The sequence below is a fragment of the Sphingosinicella soli genome (assembly GCF_014199685.1).
Lineage (GTDB): Bacteria > Pseudomonadota > Alphaproteobacteria > Sphingomonadales > Sphingomonadaceae > Sphingosinicella > Sphingosinicella soli.
This window is the reverse complement of sequence record NZ_JACHNZ010000040.1, coordinates 1-13,452: the sequence shown is the minus strand read 5'-3', so window position 1 is coordinate 13,452 and position 13,452 is coordinate 1. Positions and strand designations below refer to the sequence as shown.

The window sequence follows — 13,452 nt, the reverse complement described above, 5'->3', positions numbered from 1 at the left end:
GCGGCTAGTTTCGTTTCATGGCCGATATGGACCCTGATTCTTCTCCCGATGCGGGGCACCGCGCCCGCATGCGCGCCCGTATGCTGCAGGGCGGCGGCGATGCTTTTCACGATTACGAGCTGCTCGAATATATCCTCGGCCTCGCCATCCCCCGCCGCGACACCAAACCGCTGGCGAAGGCGCTGATCGCGCGGTTCAGTTCCTACGCCGCCGTCATCGCGGCGGAGCCGCGCGATCTGAAGCGCGTCCCCGGCGTCGGGGAAACGGTGATCGCCACGCTCGCCTTCGTGCGCGCCTCGGCGCTTCGCCTGCAGCGTGCCAATGTCTACGGCAAGCCCGTGCTCGCCGGCTGGCAGGCGCTGCTCGATTATCTTCACGCCGACATGGCGCACCTCGGCCGTGAACGCTTCCGCGTGCTGTTCCTCGATTCGCGCAACGTGCTGATCGCCGACGAGGCGATGTCGGACGGCACCGTGAACCAGACCTCGGTTTACGTCCGCGAAGTTATCCACCGCGCGCTCGATCTCGGCGCAACCGCGCTCATCCTTGTCCACAATCACCCCTCGGGCGACCCGAAACCGAGCCGGGACGACATCCAGCTCACCGGCCACGTCCGCGATGCGGCGCGCGTGCTCGGCATCCAGCTTCACGACCACATCGTCATCGGCCGCGAAGGGCACGCCAGCTTCAAGGCCCTCGGCCTCCTCTAGGGTGTGCGGGGGTTCAGCCCAGGACGGGCTGCAAACGGCGGCTTTCTGCGCTTCCGGTGCTCACGTACTTTTAGTACGCTCCGCTCCGGTTCTCGAAATCCACCATTTTCGCTCCGCCCTGAACTGAATCCCCGCACACCCTCATCTCCCTCTCCCCGCCGGGGAGAGGGCCGGGGAGAGGGGCGAACAAAGAAACCCAGACCACACGCTCTGGAAACCGTGTCCCCCGTCTGCTACCCGCGCGGCCCTGAACAGGAGCCCCGCGCATGATTCCACGTTACAGCCGCCCCGAGATGACATCGATCTGGGAACCCGAAACCCGTTTCCAGATCTGGTTCGAGATCGAGGCGCACGCCATGGATGCGCTCGTCGAGCTCGGCGTCGTGCCCCGCGAGGCGGCGAAGGCGGTATGGGAACGCGGCGGCTTCGACGTCGCGCGCATCGACGAGATCGAGCGCGAGGTGAAGCACGACGTCATCGCCTTCCTCACCAGCCTTGCCGAGCATGTCGGCGAGGAGGCGCGCTTCGTCCATCAGGGCATGACCAGCTCCGACGTGCTCGATACCTGCCTGAGCGTGCAGCTGGTGCGCGCGTCGGATCTCATCATCGCCGATCTCGATGCGCTGCTCGCCGCGATCAAGCGCCGCGCGTTTGAACACAAGATGACGCCGACGATGGGCCGCAGCCACGGCATCCATGCCGAGCCGACCACCTTCGGGCTCAAGCTCGCGCAGGCCTATGCCGAATTCGAACGCTGCCGCGCGCGCATGGTCGCGGCGCGTGAAGAGGTCGCCACCTGCGCCATTTCCGGCGCGGTCGGCACCTTCGCGAACATCGATCCGCGCGTCGAGGAGCATGTCGCGAAGGCGATGGGGCTCAAGCCCGAGCCGGTCTCGACGCAGGTGATCCCGCGCGACCGCCACGCGATGTATTTCGCCACGCTCGGCGTCATCGCCTCGTCGGTCGAGCGGCTGGCTGTGGAAATCCGCCACCTGCAGCGCACCGAGGTGCTGGAGGCGGAGGAGTATTTCTCGCCCGGCCAGAAGGGCTCGTCGGCGATGCCGCACAAGCGCAACCCCGTGCTCACCGAAAACCTCACCGGCCTCGCCCGTCTCGTGCGCGGCTATACGATTCCGGCGATGGAAAACGTCGCGCTCTGGCACGAGCGCGACATCTCGCACTCGTCGGTCGAGCGCATGATCGGGCCGGATGCGACGGTAACGCTCGATTTCGCGCTCGTCCGCCTCACCGGCGTGATCGACAAGCTGCTCATCTATCCGGAGCGGATGCGCAGGAATCTCGACAAGATGGGCGGCCTCATCCACTCGCAGCGCGTGCTGCTGGCGCTCACGCAGGCGGGGGTCAGCCGCGAGGATTCGTACCGGCTCGTGCAGCGAAACGCGATGAAAGTGTGGGATTCAGACGGGCAGCTCCAGCTTCTCGATCTGCTCAAGGCCGATCCCGATGTCACCGCGCAGCTTTCCGATGCGCAGCTCGAAGGGCTCTTCGATCTCGGGTATCACTTCAAGCACGTCGACACGACCTTCAAGCGCGTGTTCGGCGAATAAGTCATTGTAAAATAAGGATATTTTTCCAACCGAAATGTCAGCAGTGTCTTGGCCTCCACTTCGCCCACTTACAGCCGGTGCTGTTTGCGGTCCTGGCGCAGCTGGATGCCGGCGTCGAGCAGCGGCGTCGGCGTCCGCTCGAACTCGGCGGGCGTCATCCCGATGAAGTGCTTGAACTCGCGGGTGCGGTGCGACTGGTCGAAATAGCGCAGCGCGGCGAGATAGCTCTCGTCGGGATCGCCGAGCCCGCGCACGGCGGCGGCCATGTCGAGGAAGCGGCTGCGCCGCATCACGGTCTTGGGCGTATGCCCGAAATGCGCCGTCGACAGCCGCTCGAGCTGGCGCGACGAGATGCCGAGCTGGTCGGCGAGGTCTTCCACGCGCGTCGCGCTGTCGAGGCGCGCGACGGTTTCGAGGCGCTCCATTGCGGCGTTCACCCGTCCGGGCACAGTCAACCGGGCGGCGATCGCGTCTTCGCAGATCGAGACGATCGCATCGTCGTCGGTCAGCGTCGCAACCGCCGCGAGCCGCGCTTCGGCGTCCTCGCCCCACACGTCGGCAAGGCGGACCATGCGGTCGGCGAAGTCCGAAGCAGGGCGGTCGGAAAGCGCGCGCCAGCCGGAGGGGCGCAGCGCGATGCCGACGATGAAGAACGGCCCGCGCACCCGCACCCGAAAGGGCTTTGCGTTGGCCCCGAAGAGCAGCACGTCGCCCGGTCGCTCCCACGCCCCCTCCGACGTTTCCGCCGCCCAGTCTCCGGTGATGAGGATACGGACAAACGCCGTTTCGGCGAGCAGGCGATCCACCATCGTGAAATCGGGAGGAAGCGCCGCACGGAACACGTAATGGCGCGCCACATAGGGCGCGAGGCGAGGCGAGGGTGCATAACTGCGCGACTGCAGCATGAATGGCTCTTCCGGCTCAATTCTGTACGTCCACGCAACTGATTACGAACGCGTATTGTTCCGTTCCCGAAAGAAATTCCCGGCGGATTTACAGCAACCGGATCTCCCGAAGACGTTCGATCAGATAGGCGTTGGCCGTCAATCCCTCGGGATAGCGGTCGGGATTGTCGGGCGTGATGCAGCCCGGCAGCGTCTCGATCAGATAGTCGGGCGCGAAGTGCAGGAAGAACGGCATCGAATAGCGCGCGCGCTTCGCCGCCTCGCCGACCGGGTTCGATACACGGTGCGTTGTCGATGGCAGCACGTGATTGCTCAGGCGCTGCAGCATGTCGCCGATGTTGACGACAAGCGCGCCTTCGGGCGGTTTCACGGCAAGCCATGTCCCGTCGCGCGTCAGCAGTTCAAGCCCGGCTTCCTGCGCGCCCAGCAGCAGCGTGATGACGTTGATGTCCTCGTGCGCCGCAGCGCGGATGCCGCTCGGCGCTGCGGGCTGCGGCGGATAATGCAGGAAGCGCAGCACGCTGTTGCCCTCGCGCGTCGGGGCGGCGAAAAAATCCGCGGGCAGGTTGAGCCCGATGGCAATGGCTTCGAGCAGGCGCGCGCCCGTCGCTTCGAACGCCGCGAAGATATCGAGTGCCGCCTCGCGAAAGCCCGGAACGTCGGGCCAGACGTTCGGCGGCATGACCGCCTCGTAACGATGCCCCGCGGGAAGCGCGCGGCCGACATGCCAGAACTCCTTCTGGTCCGCCGTCGCGGCGTCCTTGGCGGCCTCGATACCGAACGGCGTATATCCGCGCGCCCCCCCGGCGCCGCGGATATGCCATTGCCGTTTCACCGCGTCCGGCAGCGCGAACAGACGGCGTGCTGCCGTCTCAGCCGCGCGTATGGTTTCGGCCGGGATGCCGTGGTCCGTCACCACGCCGAATCCGTATGTCCTGAAGTCGTGCATCAGACGCCGCGAAAACGCCGCAGGACAGGCATCGATCGAAACGGGGCTCAGTCGGTCGGCGATTGCGGTTTTCACGAGCGAAATCTTAGCGTGGAGGGAACCGCTTGTCGCGTGCGGTGTTTTCTCTTCGACTCGCGCAATATCTGCCCCCAACGTGCGCGGGTCACCCTGCCCGAAGGAGTGGGCCGCGCCGGATTATTTCGGCGCGGCCCCTTTCCATATGGGGGTTCGGACCTTTCAAAAGGACTTTTGCGAAACGAGCGGATAGTGTCGCCTCTTCGAACCGGGAGAAGCCGATGCGCCGTTTTGTTGCCGCCGCCATTTTCATGGGCCTTGCCGTGCCCGCAGCCGCCGATACACTGTCCGATGCAGTCGCGGCGGATACGCCGTATCTCGTGGCGCTCTACAAACATTTGCACGCCAATCCCGAGGTTTCGTTCCAGGAAGTGGAAACCTCTGCGCGCATGGCGGCAGAACTGAAGAAAGCCGGTTTCACGGTGACGACGGGTGTCGGCAAAACCGGCGTCGTGGCGATGCTGAAGAACGGTGATGGCCCCGTGGTGATGCTGCGCGCCGATATGGACGCGCTTCCCGTCACGGAGGAAACCGGACTTCCCTATGCCAGCAAGAAGACGATCCAGCTTGAAGGCGGGGGTTCGTCGGGTGTGATGCATGCCTGCGGGCACGACATCCACATGTCGAGCATGATCGGAACGGCCCGGCACCTCGCCGCGACGAAGGGCGAATGGGCAGGCACGCTCATCGTCATCATGCAGCCGGCGGAGGAACGCGGCGGCGGTGCGCGGGACATGCTTGCCGATGGTCTCTACGAGCGTTTTCCGAAACCCGCACACGTCATCGGCCTGCACGACAGCGCCACGTTGCCGACCGGGACGCTGGGAATATCCGACGGGTTCGTGATGGCGAACGTCGATTCGGTCGATATCGAGGTGAAGGGCAAAGGCGGTCACGGCGCCTATCCGCATACCACCAAAGACCCGGTCGTGCTGGCGAGCCGCATCGTCGGCACGCTGCAGACGCTCATCAGTCGAGAGCTTGATCCGCAGACCCCGGCGGTGGTGACGGTCGGGGCGTTCAATGCGGGTACGAAACACAACATCATTTCCGATGCCGCGCATCTGCAACTCACGGTCCGCAGCTATTCGGACGAAACGCGGCAGTTCCTGATCGACGGCATCAAGCGGATCGTACGCGGCGAGGCGATTGCGGCTGGCATGCCCGAAGATCTGATGCCGGTCGTGATCGTGGCCGACGAGTTCACGCCTGCGACCTACAACACCCCGGCGCAGACGATGACGATCAAGGCGGCGTTCACCGAGCGCTTCGGCGAAGACAAGGTGAAGCCGTATCGTCCCGAGATGGGCGGAGAGGATTTCAGCCGCTACCACCGCGCCGATAAAAGCATCGAGAGCACGCTGTTCCGCATCGGCGCCGTCAAGCAATCGACTTATGATGCGGCAGGCGGCGATCCGACGAAACTGCCCTCGCTCCACTCCTCGAAATTCGCGCCCGACCCGGAGCCGACGATCCGCACCGGCGTCGAAGCGATGGTGACGGCGGCGCGGTCGGTGCTCGGCAAGCGCTAGGCGCGGTCTTTCAGGTAGTAGCGCTCGATCTCCTTTAGATCGGCATCAAGCTCGTAAACGAGCGGCTGGCCGGTCGGGATTTCGAGCGTCGGGATCTCGTCGTCGGAAATGCCCGACAGGTGTTTCACCAGCGCACGCAGGCTGTTGCCGTGCGCTGAGATCACGACGCGCTCCCCGGCCTTCAGGCGCGGGGCGATGGCGGCATCCCAATAGGGCAGCACGCGGGCGATCGTGTCCTTCAGGCTTTCGGTGCGCGGCACTGCGATGCCCGCGTAGCGCCGGTCCTTCGAAACGTCGAACGCACTGTCCGCTTCAAGCTCGGGCGGCGGGATGTCGAAGCTGCGGCGCCAGATGTGCACCTGTTCGGCGCCCACCTTGGCGGTCATCTCCTGCTTGTTGAGCCCGGTGAGACCGCCGTAGTGGCGCTCGTTGAGCCGCCAGTCCTTGGTGACGGGAAGCCAGAGACGGCCCATTTCCTCGAGCGCGAGATTGAGCGTCTTGATCGCGCGGGTTTGCACGCTGGTGAAGCAGGTGTCGAAATCGAACCCCGCATCGGCGAGCATCTGCCCGGCGGCGCGGGCTTCGGTGACGCCAAGCTCGGTCACGTCGACATCCCACCAGCCGGTGAAGCGGTTTTCAAGGTTCCAGGCCGACTGGCCGTGGCGCAGCAGTACGAGACGGGGCATGGCGCAATATCCTGATGGTCAGCGGAGTTGGGGAAGCACGTCGAGCGTCGCCGCGAGGCAATCGCGCCCGAGTGCCTTCGATCGCGCAGGGGACCAGCCATAGACCGGATCAGGCGCGACATCGGCATCCTTGAACGGCATTTCGAGCGTCATCGACAGGCATCCGTAGCGCTCGGCGAGCGCGTTGGTGGCGACGGTGAGGTTCGCAGTGCCCGGCGCCGGTGTCCCGTAGCCGTCGACGGTCTGAAAATCCGGCGAAATGCGGTCAAGGATCGCAATGTAGGCCGCGAGGCGATCCGTCATGGCCTGCGTGATCGAGGGGATGCCCTCGAAGCCCGCGATGAAATTGTTCGGGATCGCCTCGTCGCCGTGGACGTCGAGCACGAAATCGGGCGTGTCGCGATCCATGCGCGCGAGCACCGAATGGACTTCGGGGCTGCGTTCGAGAGAGGGCGCGGCCCATTCGCGGTTGAGATTCACGCCGACGGCGTTCGTGCGCAGGTGTCCGCGCCGCGACCCGTCCGGGTTCATGTTGGGTACGATATGAAGCGTGGCCGTCGCGCGGAGTGCACGCGCCACGGGGTCGGCAGGGTCGATCAGGCGTTCGAGCGCGCCTTCCATCCACCACTCGGCCATCGTCTCGCCGGGATGCTGGCGGGCGATGAACCACAGGTTCAACGGACCCTCGCCCATTGTCAGCAGGTCCATGTCCTGCCCGTCGAGCGTCTTGCCGATCACCTCGCTCGTCACGCCCGGCGCGCTGCCGATGCGGGCGACGAGATCGTTGTGCCGCTCCATGCTGTAGGGCGCGAAATAGGCGATCCAGACGCTGTCCGCGTCCGGTGTCAGCCGGATGGTGAGCGTGCCGCCGTCCGCGGCCTTGTCGTAGCGTGAGTCGGCGCGCCGCCAATCGCTGCGGTCATAAGAGACTACGGCCCGGTAGTTCGGCCAGCCGCCCGGATAGGCGGAGGCTTCGAGGTCCACCAGACGGATCACGCAGGCCTCGCCGCGCACCCCCGACAGGCGGAAATAAAACCACTGCGCGAACTCCGACATGTGGTCGCGCGGGATGGTGAGGACGATGTCGTCCGCGCGTTCGGCGCGCGTAACGGCGATATTGCCGCCGTCGAAGGCGGCGGAAACGGTGACGGTCATGAAACTCCTGCGGGTGCGGGGTTACTCGGATTTGTACGTCACGGTTTGCCCCGATGTGCCCGGAAAGTCACGCAGAAGTGCATCGGCAAGCGCAGGCATGGCCTCCGGCAGCGGTCCGTAGCGCGCGGTGCTGCCCGCTTCGGCGACGGCGCGGCCTTCCCAAACGATGCTCTTGTCCGAGGCGCGCTCGATCTTGAGCGCAAGCATGTTGATCGCGGTTTCCTTGGACTTCTTCTCACCGATTCCGAAGCTGGTGCCGAGGCCGACGCCGACGTTCCGTCCGAACGTGCCGCCACCGATCCCGATCGTGACGGGCGAGCCCCCGCCGATGCCTTCGCGCATCGTCTGGCCGTAGGCGAGCACGCCGATATATTCGGCGGTGTCCCGGCCGGGCGCGACGCTGAAGCCATGCTCGGCAAGCTCCGCGTTCACCGCCGACGCGTAGTTCTGGAACTCCAGCGTTCCTGCCGCCGCCTTGTCGATCGGTTCCAGGTGGATGCTGCCGCGCAGCCCCGGCTGTGTCATGTGGAAGCGCGTGACATCGGCTTCGAATCGGTTGGTGGTGCAGGCGGCGAGAAGTGCGAGCGCCGTGAGCGCGAGGGCCTGTTTCTGCATAGTGGTTCCCCTGAAACGGTTGGGCGATCTTATCGCATCATCCTGACCGTTCACAGCTTTCTTATGCCTGAACGGCTTGCGGGTCTTGCCCCGTCCGCATATCGGGCATGGGCACAGACGGGAGTGGCGGGAATGGCATCGGTTCTGGTGACGGGCGGCGCGGGATACATTGGCAGCCATGCCGTGCTTGCGCTGAAGGATGCGGGCCACCGGGTGTCGGTGATCGACAATCTCGTCACCGGCTTTCGGTGGGCGGTGCCCGAAGACGTGACGTTCCATGAAGGCAATGTCGCCGACGAGGCGCTGGTTCCGCGCATCGTCGCCGAGCAGGGCATCGATGCGATCATGCACTTCGCGGGATCGGTGGTGGTGCCGGAATCGGTCAGCGATCCGCTGAAATACTACCGCAACAACACGGCGGCGAGCCGCACGCTGATCGAATCGGCGGTGCGCAGCGGCGTGAAACACTTCATCTTTTCCTCGACCGCGGCGGTGTACGGCATCCCCGACCACACGCCCGTGGACGAGGAAACGCCGCGCATGCCGATCAACCCCTACGGCACATCGAAGCTGATGACCGAGTTCATGCTCGCCGATGTCGCCGCAGCGCACCCGATCAACTATGCGGCGCTGCGCTATTTCAACGTGGCGGGCGCGGATCCGGCGGGACGCACCGGCCAATCGACGGCGGGCGCGACGCATCTCATCAAGGTTGCGGTCGAGGCGGCGAGCGGCAAGCGTTCGCATGTCTCGGTGTTCGGCACCGACTATGAAACGCCCGACGGCACCGGGGTGCGCGATTATATCCACGTCAGCGACCTTGCCGCCGCGCACGTGCTGGCGCTGGCCTGGCTCGAGGAGCGGCCGGACGAGTCGGTAACGCTCAACTGCGGCTACAATCGCGGTTTCTCGGTGCTCGAAGTGCTCGATGCCGTCGAGCGCGTCTCGGGCTGCAGGATCGAGCGGCGCATGGAGCCGCGCCGTGCGGGCGACCCCGATGCGCTGGTCGCCGATAACGCGAAGATTCTGGACACGTTCCGCTGGCAGCCGCGCCACGGCAATCTCGACACGATCGTGTCGCATGCGCTCGCGTGGGAAGAAAAGCTCGCCGCGCGCGTTTGAGCCTTCAGGTCGAGAGAAAACGCCGCGAATCGCCTTCCAGCACCATCGCGGTCAGGCGGCCGGTGGCGTAGGCGCCGGTGTCGATGCCGGTGCGATTCGCCTGCGCATCGACGTCGCGCGTGATCGAATGGCCGTGGACGACGTGGAAACCGTGGTCGCCCCGGTGTTCAAGGAAGGCCTCGCGAATCCAGATGAGATCGCGCTGGCGCTGCTCTTCCACCGGCACGCCGGGCCGGATACCGGCGTGGACGAAAAGATAGTCGCCTTCGCGGCGCATCAGGTCCAGCGAATCGAGCAGCTCGACATGGGCGCGGGGCATCACGTCCCGCAGCGCGCCGAGCGCGGCGGCTTCGTCGTCGCCGAACGCGAGCGTCGCCGGCAGGCCGTAACTCGCCAGCGTCTCGCGTCCGCCGTGCTTCAGCCATGCCGGATAGAGTGCATCGTCCTCACGCGGGCGGCCACTGACGAGGTGAGAGAGAATCGATTCGTGGTTGCCTTTCAGCAGCGTCCAGCGCCGCCCCGACGGCGCCCCCCCGGCAAGTCTTTCCAGCACGGCCGCCGATGCGTTGCCGCGATCCACGTAGTCGCCCAGAAAGATGATCTCCGAATCGCCGCTCCAGCCCTTCAGGTCGGCATCGATCTGCGTGAGAAGCGTGTCCAGAAGGTCGCTGCGGCCATGGATGTCGCCGATTGCATAAAGACGCAGGCCTTCCGCCAGGCGATCGGTACGTTTCGGGCGGGATCGGAAGCGGGACAGCATGGCGCCCATGTAATGCACGCGGCGCTGCGGGCAAGCCGGAAGCCTTGACTTCATGCGGTTTGCCCCGTAGGGACGCGCGCTCTTGAACAGCACCAAAATCAGTTTCGCAGGCGGAAAACATGAAGATCCGGAACAGCCTCAAGTCCCTCAAGGGACGCCATCGCGATTGCCGCGTCATCCGCCGCCGTGGCCGCACCTATGTGATCAACAAGACGAATCGTCGCTTCAAGGCGCGCCAGGGTTAGTCTTCGCGGCTGATCCCTCGCTGAACGCAGACGCTTTGATCGACGCCGTTATCTTCGATATCGGCGGCGTGCTTTATCACTGGCATCCGCGCTACCTCTACGAGAAGCTGATCCCCGACCGGGACCGGCTCGAATGGTTCTGCACGCATGTCGTGACGCCGGAATGGCATTTCCAGCACGATGCGGGGCGTCCCGCCGCCGAAACCACCGCCGAGCTTGTCGCCGCCTTTCCCGAGGAGCGCGCGCTCATAGAGGCTTATGTGCCGCGCTGGCTGGAAACGCTGCCCGGGCCGATCGACGGCATGATCGAACTGGTTCATGCGCTCGCCGACGGGGGCGTGCCTCTCTACGGCATCACCAATTTCTCGCACGAGTTCTGGCCGCGCTTCGCTTCAACAGAGCCCGCGTTCGCTCGCTTTCGCGATATCATCGTGTCGGGCGAGGAGCGGATGGTGAAGCCGGACCCGGCCATCTTCGCCCTGGCGCAGGCGCGCTTTCCGGTGGATCCGTCGCGCGCGCTGTTCATCGACGATCGCGACGACAATGTCGCCGCCGCGGAAGCGGCAGGTTATCGCGGTCACGTGTTCACGGATGCCGCGCGGGCAAAAGCGGCGCTGACGGCGCTGGGGCTGTCGCTCTGAGCGGGGCACGGCGCCGCCGCGACGGCGGGCGCGGTGAAGAGGATCGGCGTGGCGAACAGCGCAAGTCCGGCAGAGCCGGAGCCGAGCAGCAGAAGGTCGCCGTAAAATTTTCGCATCATGAAACGTCCCTGGAATTGTCCTGATTCGGACGGCTACGGGATGGCCGTCAGATAAGCGTCAAAACACAAACGATGATGACGGGACGTTGTTCCGGCACGAAGTCAGTGCGGCCCGGCTTGATTTGCAGAGGGCTATTTTCGGCCCTTCAGCTCGTCGCCGGTCAGCGCCGCGATGTGCAGCACATTGGTGGAGCCCGGCGTGCCGAAGGGAACGCCGGCCATGATGATGATGCGATCGCCGCCGACGGCAACGCCTGCGCGCAGCGCCATGCGCTTCGCCTTGTTCACCATCTCCTCGAAATCGCCGACATCGCGCGTGTGCACCGCGTGCACGCCCCACAGCAGGCCGAGCTGGCGCGCGGTCGCAAGTTTAGGCGTCAGCACGAGCAGCGGCACGTTGATGCGTTCGCGGCTTGCCCGCCGCGCAGTCGAGCCGGAGGTGGTGAAACAGCACACCGCGCGGGCGGATATCGTCCCGGCGATCTGCCCGGCGGCGCTGGAAAGCGCGTCGGCCGTCGTGGGTTCGAGCAGCGTTTCGGTAAAATGCACGCGCCGGGCGTGTTCGGGATCGGTTTCGACCGCGCTCGCAATCGCGTCCATCATCCGCACGGCTTCAACGGGCCATGCGCCCGCCGCCGATTCGGCCGAGAGCATCACGGCGTCGGCGCCGTCATACACGGCGTTGGCGACGTCGCTCACCTCGGCGCGCGTCGGCGTCGGGGAGGCGATCATCGATTCGAGCATCTGCGTCGCGACCACCACCGGACGCCCCGCCTTGCGCGCGGCCTGCACGATGCGCTTCTGCGCCATCGGCACGGCCTCGGGCGGCATTTCGACGCCGAGGTCGCCGCGCGCGACCATCACAGCGTCGGCGATCTCCAGAATTTCGGTCAGGCGGTCGAGCGCCTGCGGCTTTTCGATCTTGGCGAGAAGCTGCGCGCGCCCGCCGATAAGCCTCCGCGCTTCCGCCACGTCTTCAGGGCGCTGCACGAAGCTGAGCGCGATCCAGTCGACGCCCGCGTCGAGCGCGAAATCGAGATCGCGCCGATCCTTCTCCGTGAGCGCGGCGAGCGGTACGACCGTGTCGGGGACGTTGAGGCCCTTGTTGGACGAAAGGCGGCCACCCACGGCGACCTCGGTTTCGATCAGGTCCGGCGTCACGGCAAGCACGCGCAGCGCGACCTTGCCGTCGTCTATCAGCAGCCGGTGGCCCGGCTGCGTGGCGCCGAAGATTTCGGGGTGCGGCAGGAAAGCGCGCGCCATGCTCCCCGGCGTATCGTATCGATCAAGCGTGAAGCGCTCGCCGTTCCTGATCTCCACGGGCGCGTCGAAGCGGCCGATGCGGATTTTCGGACCCTGCAGATCGGCAAGGATCGTCATGGGGCGCGCCGTTTCGCGTTCCAGCGCACGGATATGGCCGACAACCTCGGTATGGCCCTCGTGCGCGCCGTGGCTCATGTTGAGCCGGAACGCATCCGCTCCGGCGAGGTAGAGCGCGCGGATCTGCTCATAGCTGCTCGAGGCCGGTCCGAGCGTTGCAAGAATGCGGACCTTGCGGCGGCGCGGCTCTATCTTCATGGAATTCCTTCGGCGGTGCGTGGCAGGCGTATCCCTAATGCGTTCCGCATGTCCGCGCAAAGACAGGAGATGGACGATGGCGATCGAAGACAGCATGCGCACAGAAATGGAAGCGGCGGCGTTCCGCAAGCTGGTCGAGCACCTTCGGCATCGCACCGATGTGCAGAACGTCGATCTGATGGGTGTGGGCGGGTTTTGTCGCAACTGCCTGGGCGACTGGCTGCGCGAGGCCGGCGCAGCGCGCGGCGTTACGCTCGGCAAGGACGATGCGCGCGCGCTCGTTTACGGAATGGACCCGGCCGACTGGAAGGAAAAATACCAGACTCCGGCAACCGAGGCGCAGATGCGCCGCATGGACGAAAGCGTCGCGAAGAACGCGCACTGAGCCGCCTTGCGGAAGCGCGCGGCGCGACTTACGAACCCGCCTCCGATTTCTTCTTTCATGATTCGAGGCAGGCATGACCGACAACGTATCCGTCGAACAACTCCGTCTTTTCATCGAGCGCATCGAGCGCCTCGAAGAAGAGAGGAAGGGCATCGCCGACGATATCAAGGACGTCTACCTGGAAGCGAAGAGCCAGGGTTTCGATCCCAAGACGATGAAAACGATCGTGCGCCTGCGCAAGATGGACAAAAGCGCGCGTCAGGAAATGGAAGCGCTGCTCGATACCTACAAGGCGGCGCTCGGCCTCGAAGACTAGGTGTTTGATCCCAGGCTTTGATGGTGCATTATTCAGCCAGCAATGGAAGGATGCGCTATGGGACAGATACTCCATGGGAGCGCCACAACGA

At 65.2% G+C, this 13,452-nt stretch carries 15 protein-coding genes; 8 read left to right on the top strand and 7 right to left on the bottom strand.

Annotated features, from left to right (window positions below; all coding sequences use genetic code 11):
• The first annotated feature begins 17 nt into the window (after window positions 1–17).
• Both radC and purB read left to right on the top strand, forming a co-directional pair.
• The gene (gene radC / locus GGQ98_RS14705; protein ID WP_184070836.1) at window positions 18–710 is read left to right on the top strand and encodes a RadC family protein; all 693 of its coding nucleotides are present in this window, start codon (window positions 18–20) and stop codon (window positions 708–710) included.
• Between the two features lie 266 nt (window positions 711–976).
• On the top strand, window positions 977–2,278 hold the full coding sequence (purB, locus tag GGQ98_RS14700; RefSeq protein ID WP_184070834.1) for an adenylosuccinate lyase: 1,302 nt from the start codon (window positions 977–979) through the stop codon (window positions 2,276–2,278).
• Between the two features lie 68 nt (window positions 2,279–2,346).
• On the opposite strand, the gene GGQ98_RS14695 is transcribed toward purB, so the two are convergent.
• Window positions 2,347–3,183 (bottom strand): helix-turn-helix domain-containing protein, encoded by an 837-nt coding sequence (locus tag GGQ98_RS14695; RefSeq protein ID WP_184070832.1) that lies wholly within the window; start codon window positions 3,181–3,183, stop codon window positions 2,347–2,349.
• A gap of 88 nt (window positions 3,184–3,271) precedes the next feature.
• A complete protein-coding gene (locus GGQ98_RS14690) occupies window positions 3,272–4,216 on the bottom strand; it encodes an isopenicillin N synthase family dioxygenase (protein ID WP_424141364.1) in 945 nt (314 codons plus the stop codon).
• A 212-nt stretch (window positions 4,217–4,428) separates the two neighbouring features.
• Between GGQ98_RS14690 and GGQ98_RS14685 the strand changes: the two genes are divergently transcribed.
• Entirely contained in the window at window positions 4,429–5,739 is a 1,311-nt protein-coding gene (locus GGQ98_RS14685; RefSeq protein WP_184070830.1) for a M20 metallopeptidase family protein, read from the top strand.
• On the opposite strand, the gene gpmA is transcribed toward GGQ98_RS14685, so the two are convergent.
• From gpmA to GGQ98_RS14670, 3 genes are read right to left on the bottom strand one after another with little or no spacing between them, the layout of a single operon-like run.
• On the bottom strand, window positions 5,736–6,425 hold the full coding sequence (gene gpmA, locus GGQ98_RS14680) for a 2,3-diphosphoglycerate-dependent phosphoglycerate mutase (protein ID WP_184070828.1): 690 nt from the start codon (window positions 6,423–6,425) through the stop codon (window positions 5,736–5,738). The genes GGQ98_RS14685 and gpmA overlap by 4 nt on opposite strands.
• An 18-nt stretch (window positions 6,426–6,443) precedes the next feature.
• Window positions 6,444–7,580: a M14 family metallopeptidase gene (locus GGQ98_RS14675; RefSeq protein WP_184070825.1), complete on the bottom strand. Its 1,137-nt coding sequence runs from the start codon at window positions 7,578–7,580 to the stop codon at window positions 6,444–6,446.
• Between the two features lie 21 nt (window positions 7,581–7,601).
• Complete coding sequence (locus GGQ98_RS14670; protein ID WP_184070823.1) at window positions 7,602–8,195, bottom strand: DUF4136 domain-containing protein; 594 nt, start codon at window positions 8,193–8,195, stop codon at window positions 7,602–7,604.
• Window positions 8,196–8,327: 132 nt separating this feature from the next.
• Here GGQ98_RS14670 and galE point away from each other — a divergent pair, with 132 nt between their 5' ends.
• Window positions 8,328–9,317 carry a UDP-glucose 4-epimerase GalE gene (gene galE, locus GGQ98_RS14665; protein ID WP_184070820.1) on the top strand — a complete coding sequence of 330 codons (990 nt, stop codon included), beginning with the start codon at window positions 8,328–8,330 and terminating at the stop codon, window positions 9,315–9,317.
• Between the two features lie 4 nt (window positions 9,318–9,321).
• Here the strand turns inward: galE and GGQ98_RS14660 are convergent, their stop codons facing one another.
• Entirely contained in the window at window positions 9,322–10,131 is an 810-nt protein-coding gene (locus GGQ98_RS14660) for a metallophosphoesterase family protein (RefSeq protein ID WP_243451912.1), read from the bottom strand.
• A 65-nt stretch (window positions 10,132–10,196) separates the two neighbouring features.
• Here GGQ98_RS14660 and ykgO point away from each other — a divergent pair, with 65 nt between their 5' ends.
• Both ykgO and GGQ98_RS14650 read left to right on the top strand, forming a co-directional pair.
• Window positions 10,197–10,322: a type B 50S ribosomal protein L36 gene (gene ykgO, locus GGQ98_RS14655; protein ID WP_050599643.1), complete on the top strand. Its 126-nt coding sequence runs from the start codon at window positions 10,197–10,199 to the stop codon at window positions 10,320–10,322.
• 35 nt (window positions 10,323–10,357) lie between these two features.
• A complete protein-coding gene (locus GGQ98_RS14650; RefSeq protein WP_243451911.1) occupies window positions 10,358–10,963 on the top strand; it encodes an HAD family hydrolase in 606 nt (201 codons plus the stop codon).
• Window positions 10,964–11,214: 251 nt separating this feature from the next.
• Here the strand turns inward: GGQ98_RS14650 and pyk are convergent, their stop codons facing one another.
• Window positions 11,215–12,660 (bottom strand): pyruvate kinase, encoded by a 1,446-nt coding sequence (gene pyk, locus GGQ98_RS14645; protein ID WP_184070818.1) that lies wholly within the window; start codon window positions 12,658–12,660, stop codon window positions 11,215–11,217.
• 76 nt (window positions 12,661–12,736) lie between these two features.
• Here pyk and GGQ98_RS14640 point away from each other — a divergent pair, with 76 nt between their 5' ends.
• Together GGQ98_RS14640 and GGQ98_RS14635 are read left to right on the top strand one after the other, a co-directional pair.
• Complete coding sequence (locus GGQ98_RS14640) at window positions 12,737–13,045, top strand: DUF1244 domain-containing protein (RefSeq protein WP_184070816.1); 309 nt, start codon at window positions 12,737–12,739, stop codon at window positions 13,043–13,045.
• Window positions 13,046–13,118: 73 nt separating this feature from the next.
• Window positions 13,119–13,361 carry a DUF2312 domain-containing protein gene (locus GGQ98_RS14635; protein WP_184070814.1) on the top strand — a complete coding sequence of 81 codons (243 nt, stop codon included), beginning with the start codon at window positions 13,119–13,121 and terminating at the stop codon, window positions 13,359–13,361.
• Window positions 13,362–13,452 lie beyond the last annotated feature (91 nt).

Excerpts from the sequence above, each read along its gene's own strand:
- radC (WP_184070836.1), top strand. The coding sequence starts at position 18 with ATGGCCGATATGGACCCTGATTCTTCTCCCGATGCGGGGCACCGCGCC.
- purB (WP_184070834.1), top strand. The coding sequence starts at position 977 with ATGATTCCACGTTACAGCCGCCCCGAGATGACATCGATCTGGGAACCC.
- GGQ98_RS14695 (WP_184070832.1), bottom strand. The coding sequence starts at position 3,183 with ATGCTGCAGTCGCGCAGTTATGCACCCTCGCCTCGCCTCGCGCCCTAT.
- GGQ98_RS14685 (WP_184070830.1), top strand. The coding sequence starts at position 4,429 with ATGCGCCGTTTTGTTGCCGCCGCCATTTTCATGGGCCTTGCCGTGCCC.
- gpmA (WP_184070828.1), bottom strand. The coding sequence starts at position 6,425 with ATGCCCCGTCTCGTACTGCTGCGCCACGGCCAGTCGGCCTGGAACCTT.
- GGQ98_RS14675 (WP_184070825.1), bottom strand. The coding sequence starts at position 7,580 with ATGACCGTCACCGTTTCCGCCGCCTTCGACGGCGGCAATATCGCCGTT.
- GGQ98_RS14670 (WP_184070823.1), bottom strand. The coding sequence starts at position 8,195 with ATGCAGAAACAGGCCCTCGCGCTCACGGCGCTCGCACTTCTCGCCGCC.
- galE (WP_184070820.1), top strand. The coding sequence starts at position 8,328 with ATGGCATCGGTTCTGGTGACGGGCGGCGCGGGATACATTGGCAGCCAT.
- GGQ98_RS14660 (WP_243451912.1), bottom strand. The coding sequence starts at position 10,131 with ATGAAGTCAAGGCTTCCGGCTTGCCCGCAGCGCCGCGTGCATTACATG.
- ykgO (WP_050599643.1), top strand. The coding sequence starts at position 10,197 with ATGAAGATCCGGAACAGCCTCAAGTCCCTCAAGGGACGCCATCGCGAT.
- pyk (WP_184070818.1), bottom strand. The coding sequence starts at position 12,660 with ATGAAGATAGAGCCGCGCCGCCGCAAGGTCCGCATTCTTGCAACGCTC.
- GGQ98_RS14640 (WP_184070816.1), top strand. The coding sequence starts at position 12,737 with ATGGCGATCGAAGACAGCATGCGCACAGAAATGGAAGCGGCGGCGTTC.
- GGQ98_RS14635 (WP_184070814.1), top strand. The coding sequence starts at position 13,119 with ATGACCGACAACGTATCCGTCGAACAACTCCGTCTTTTCATCGAGCGC.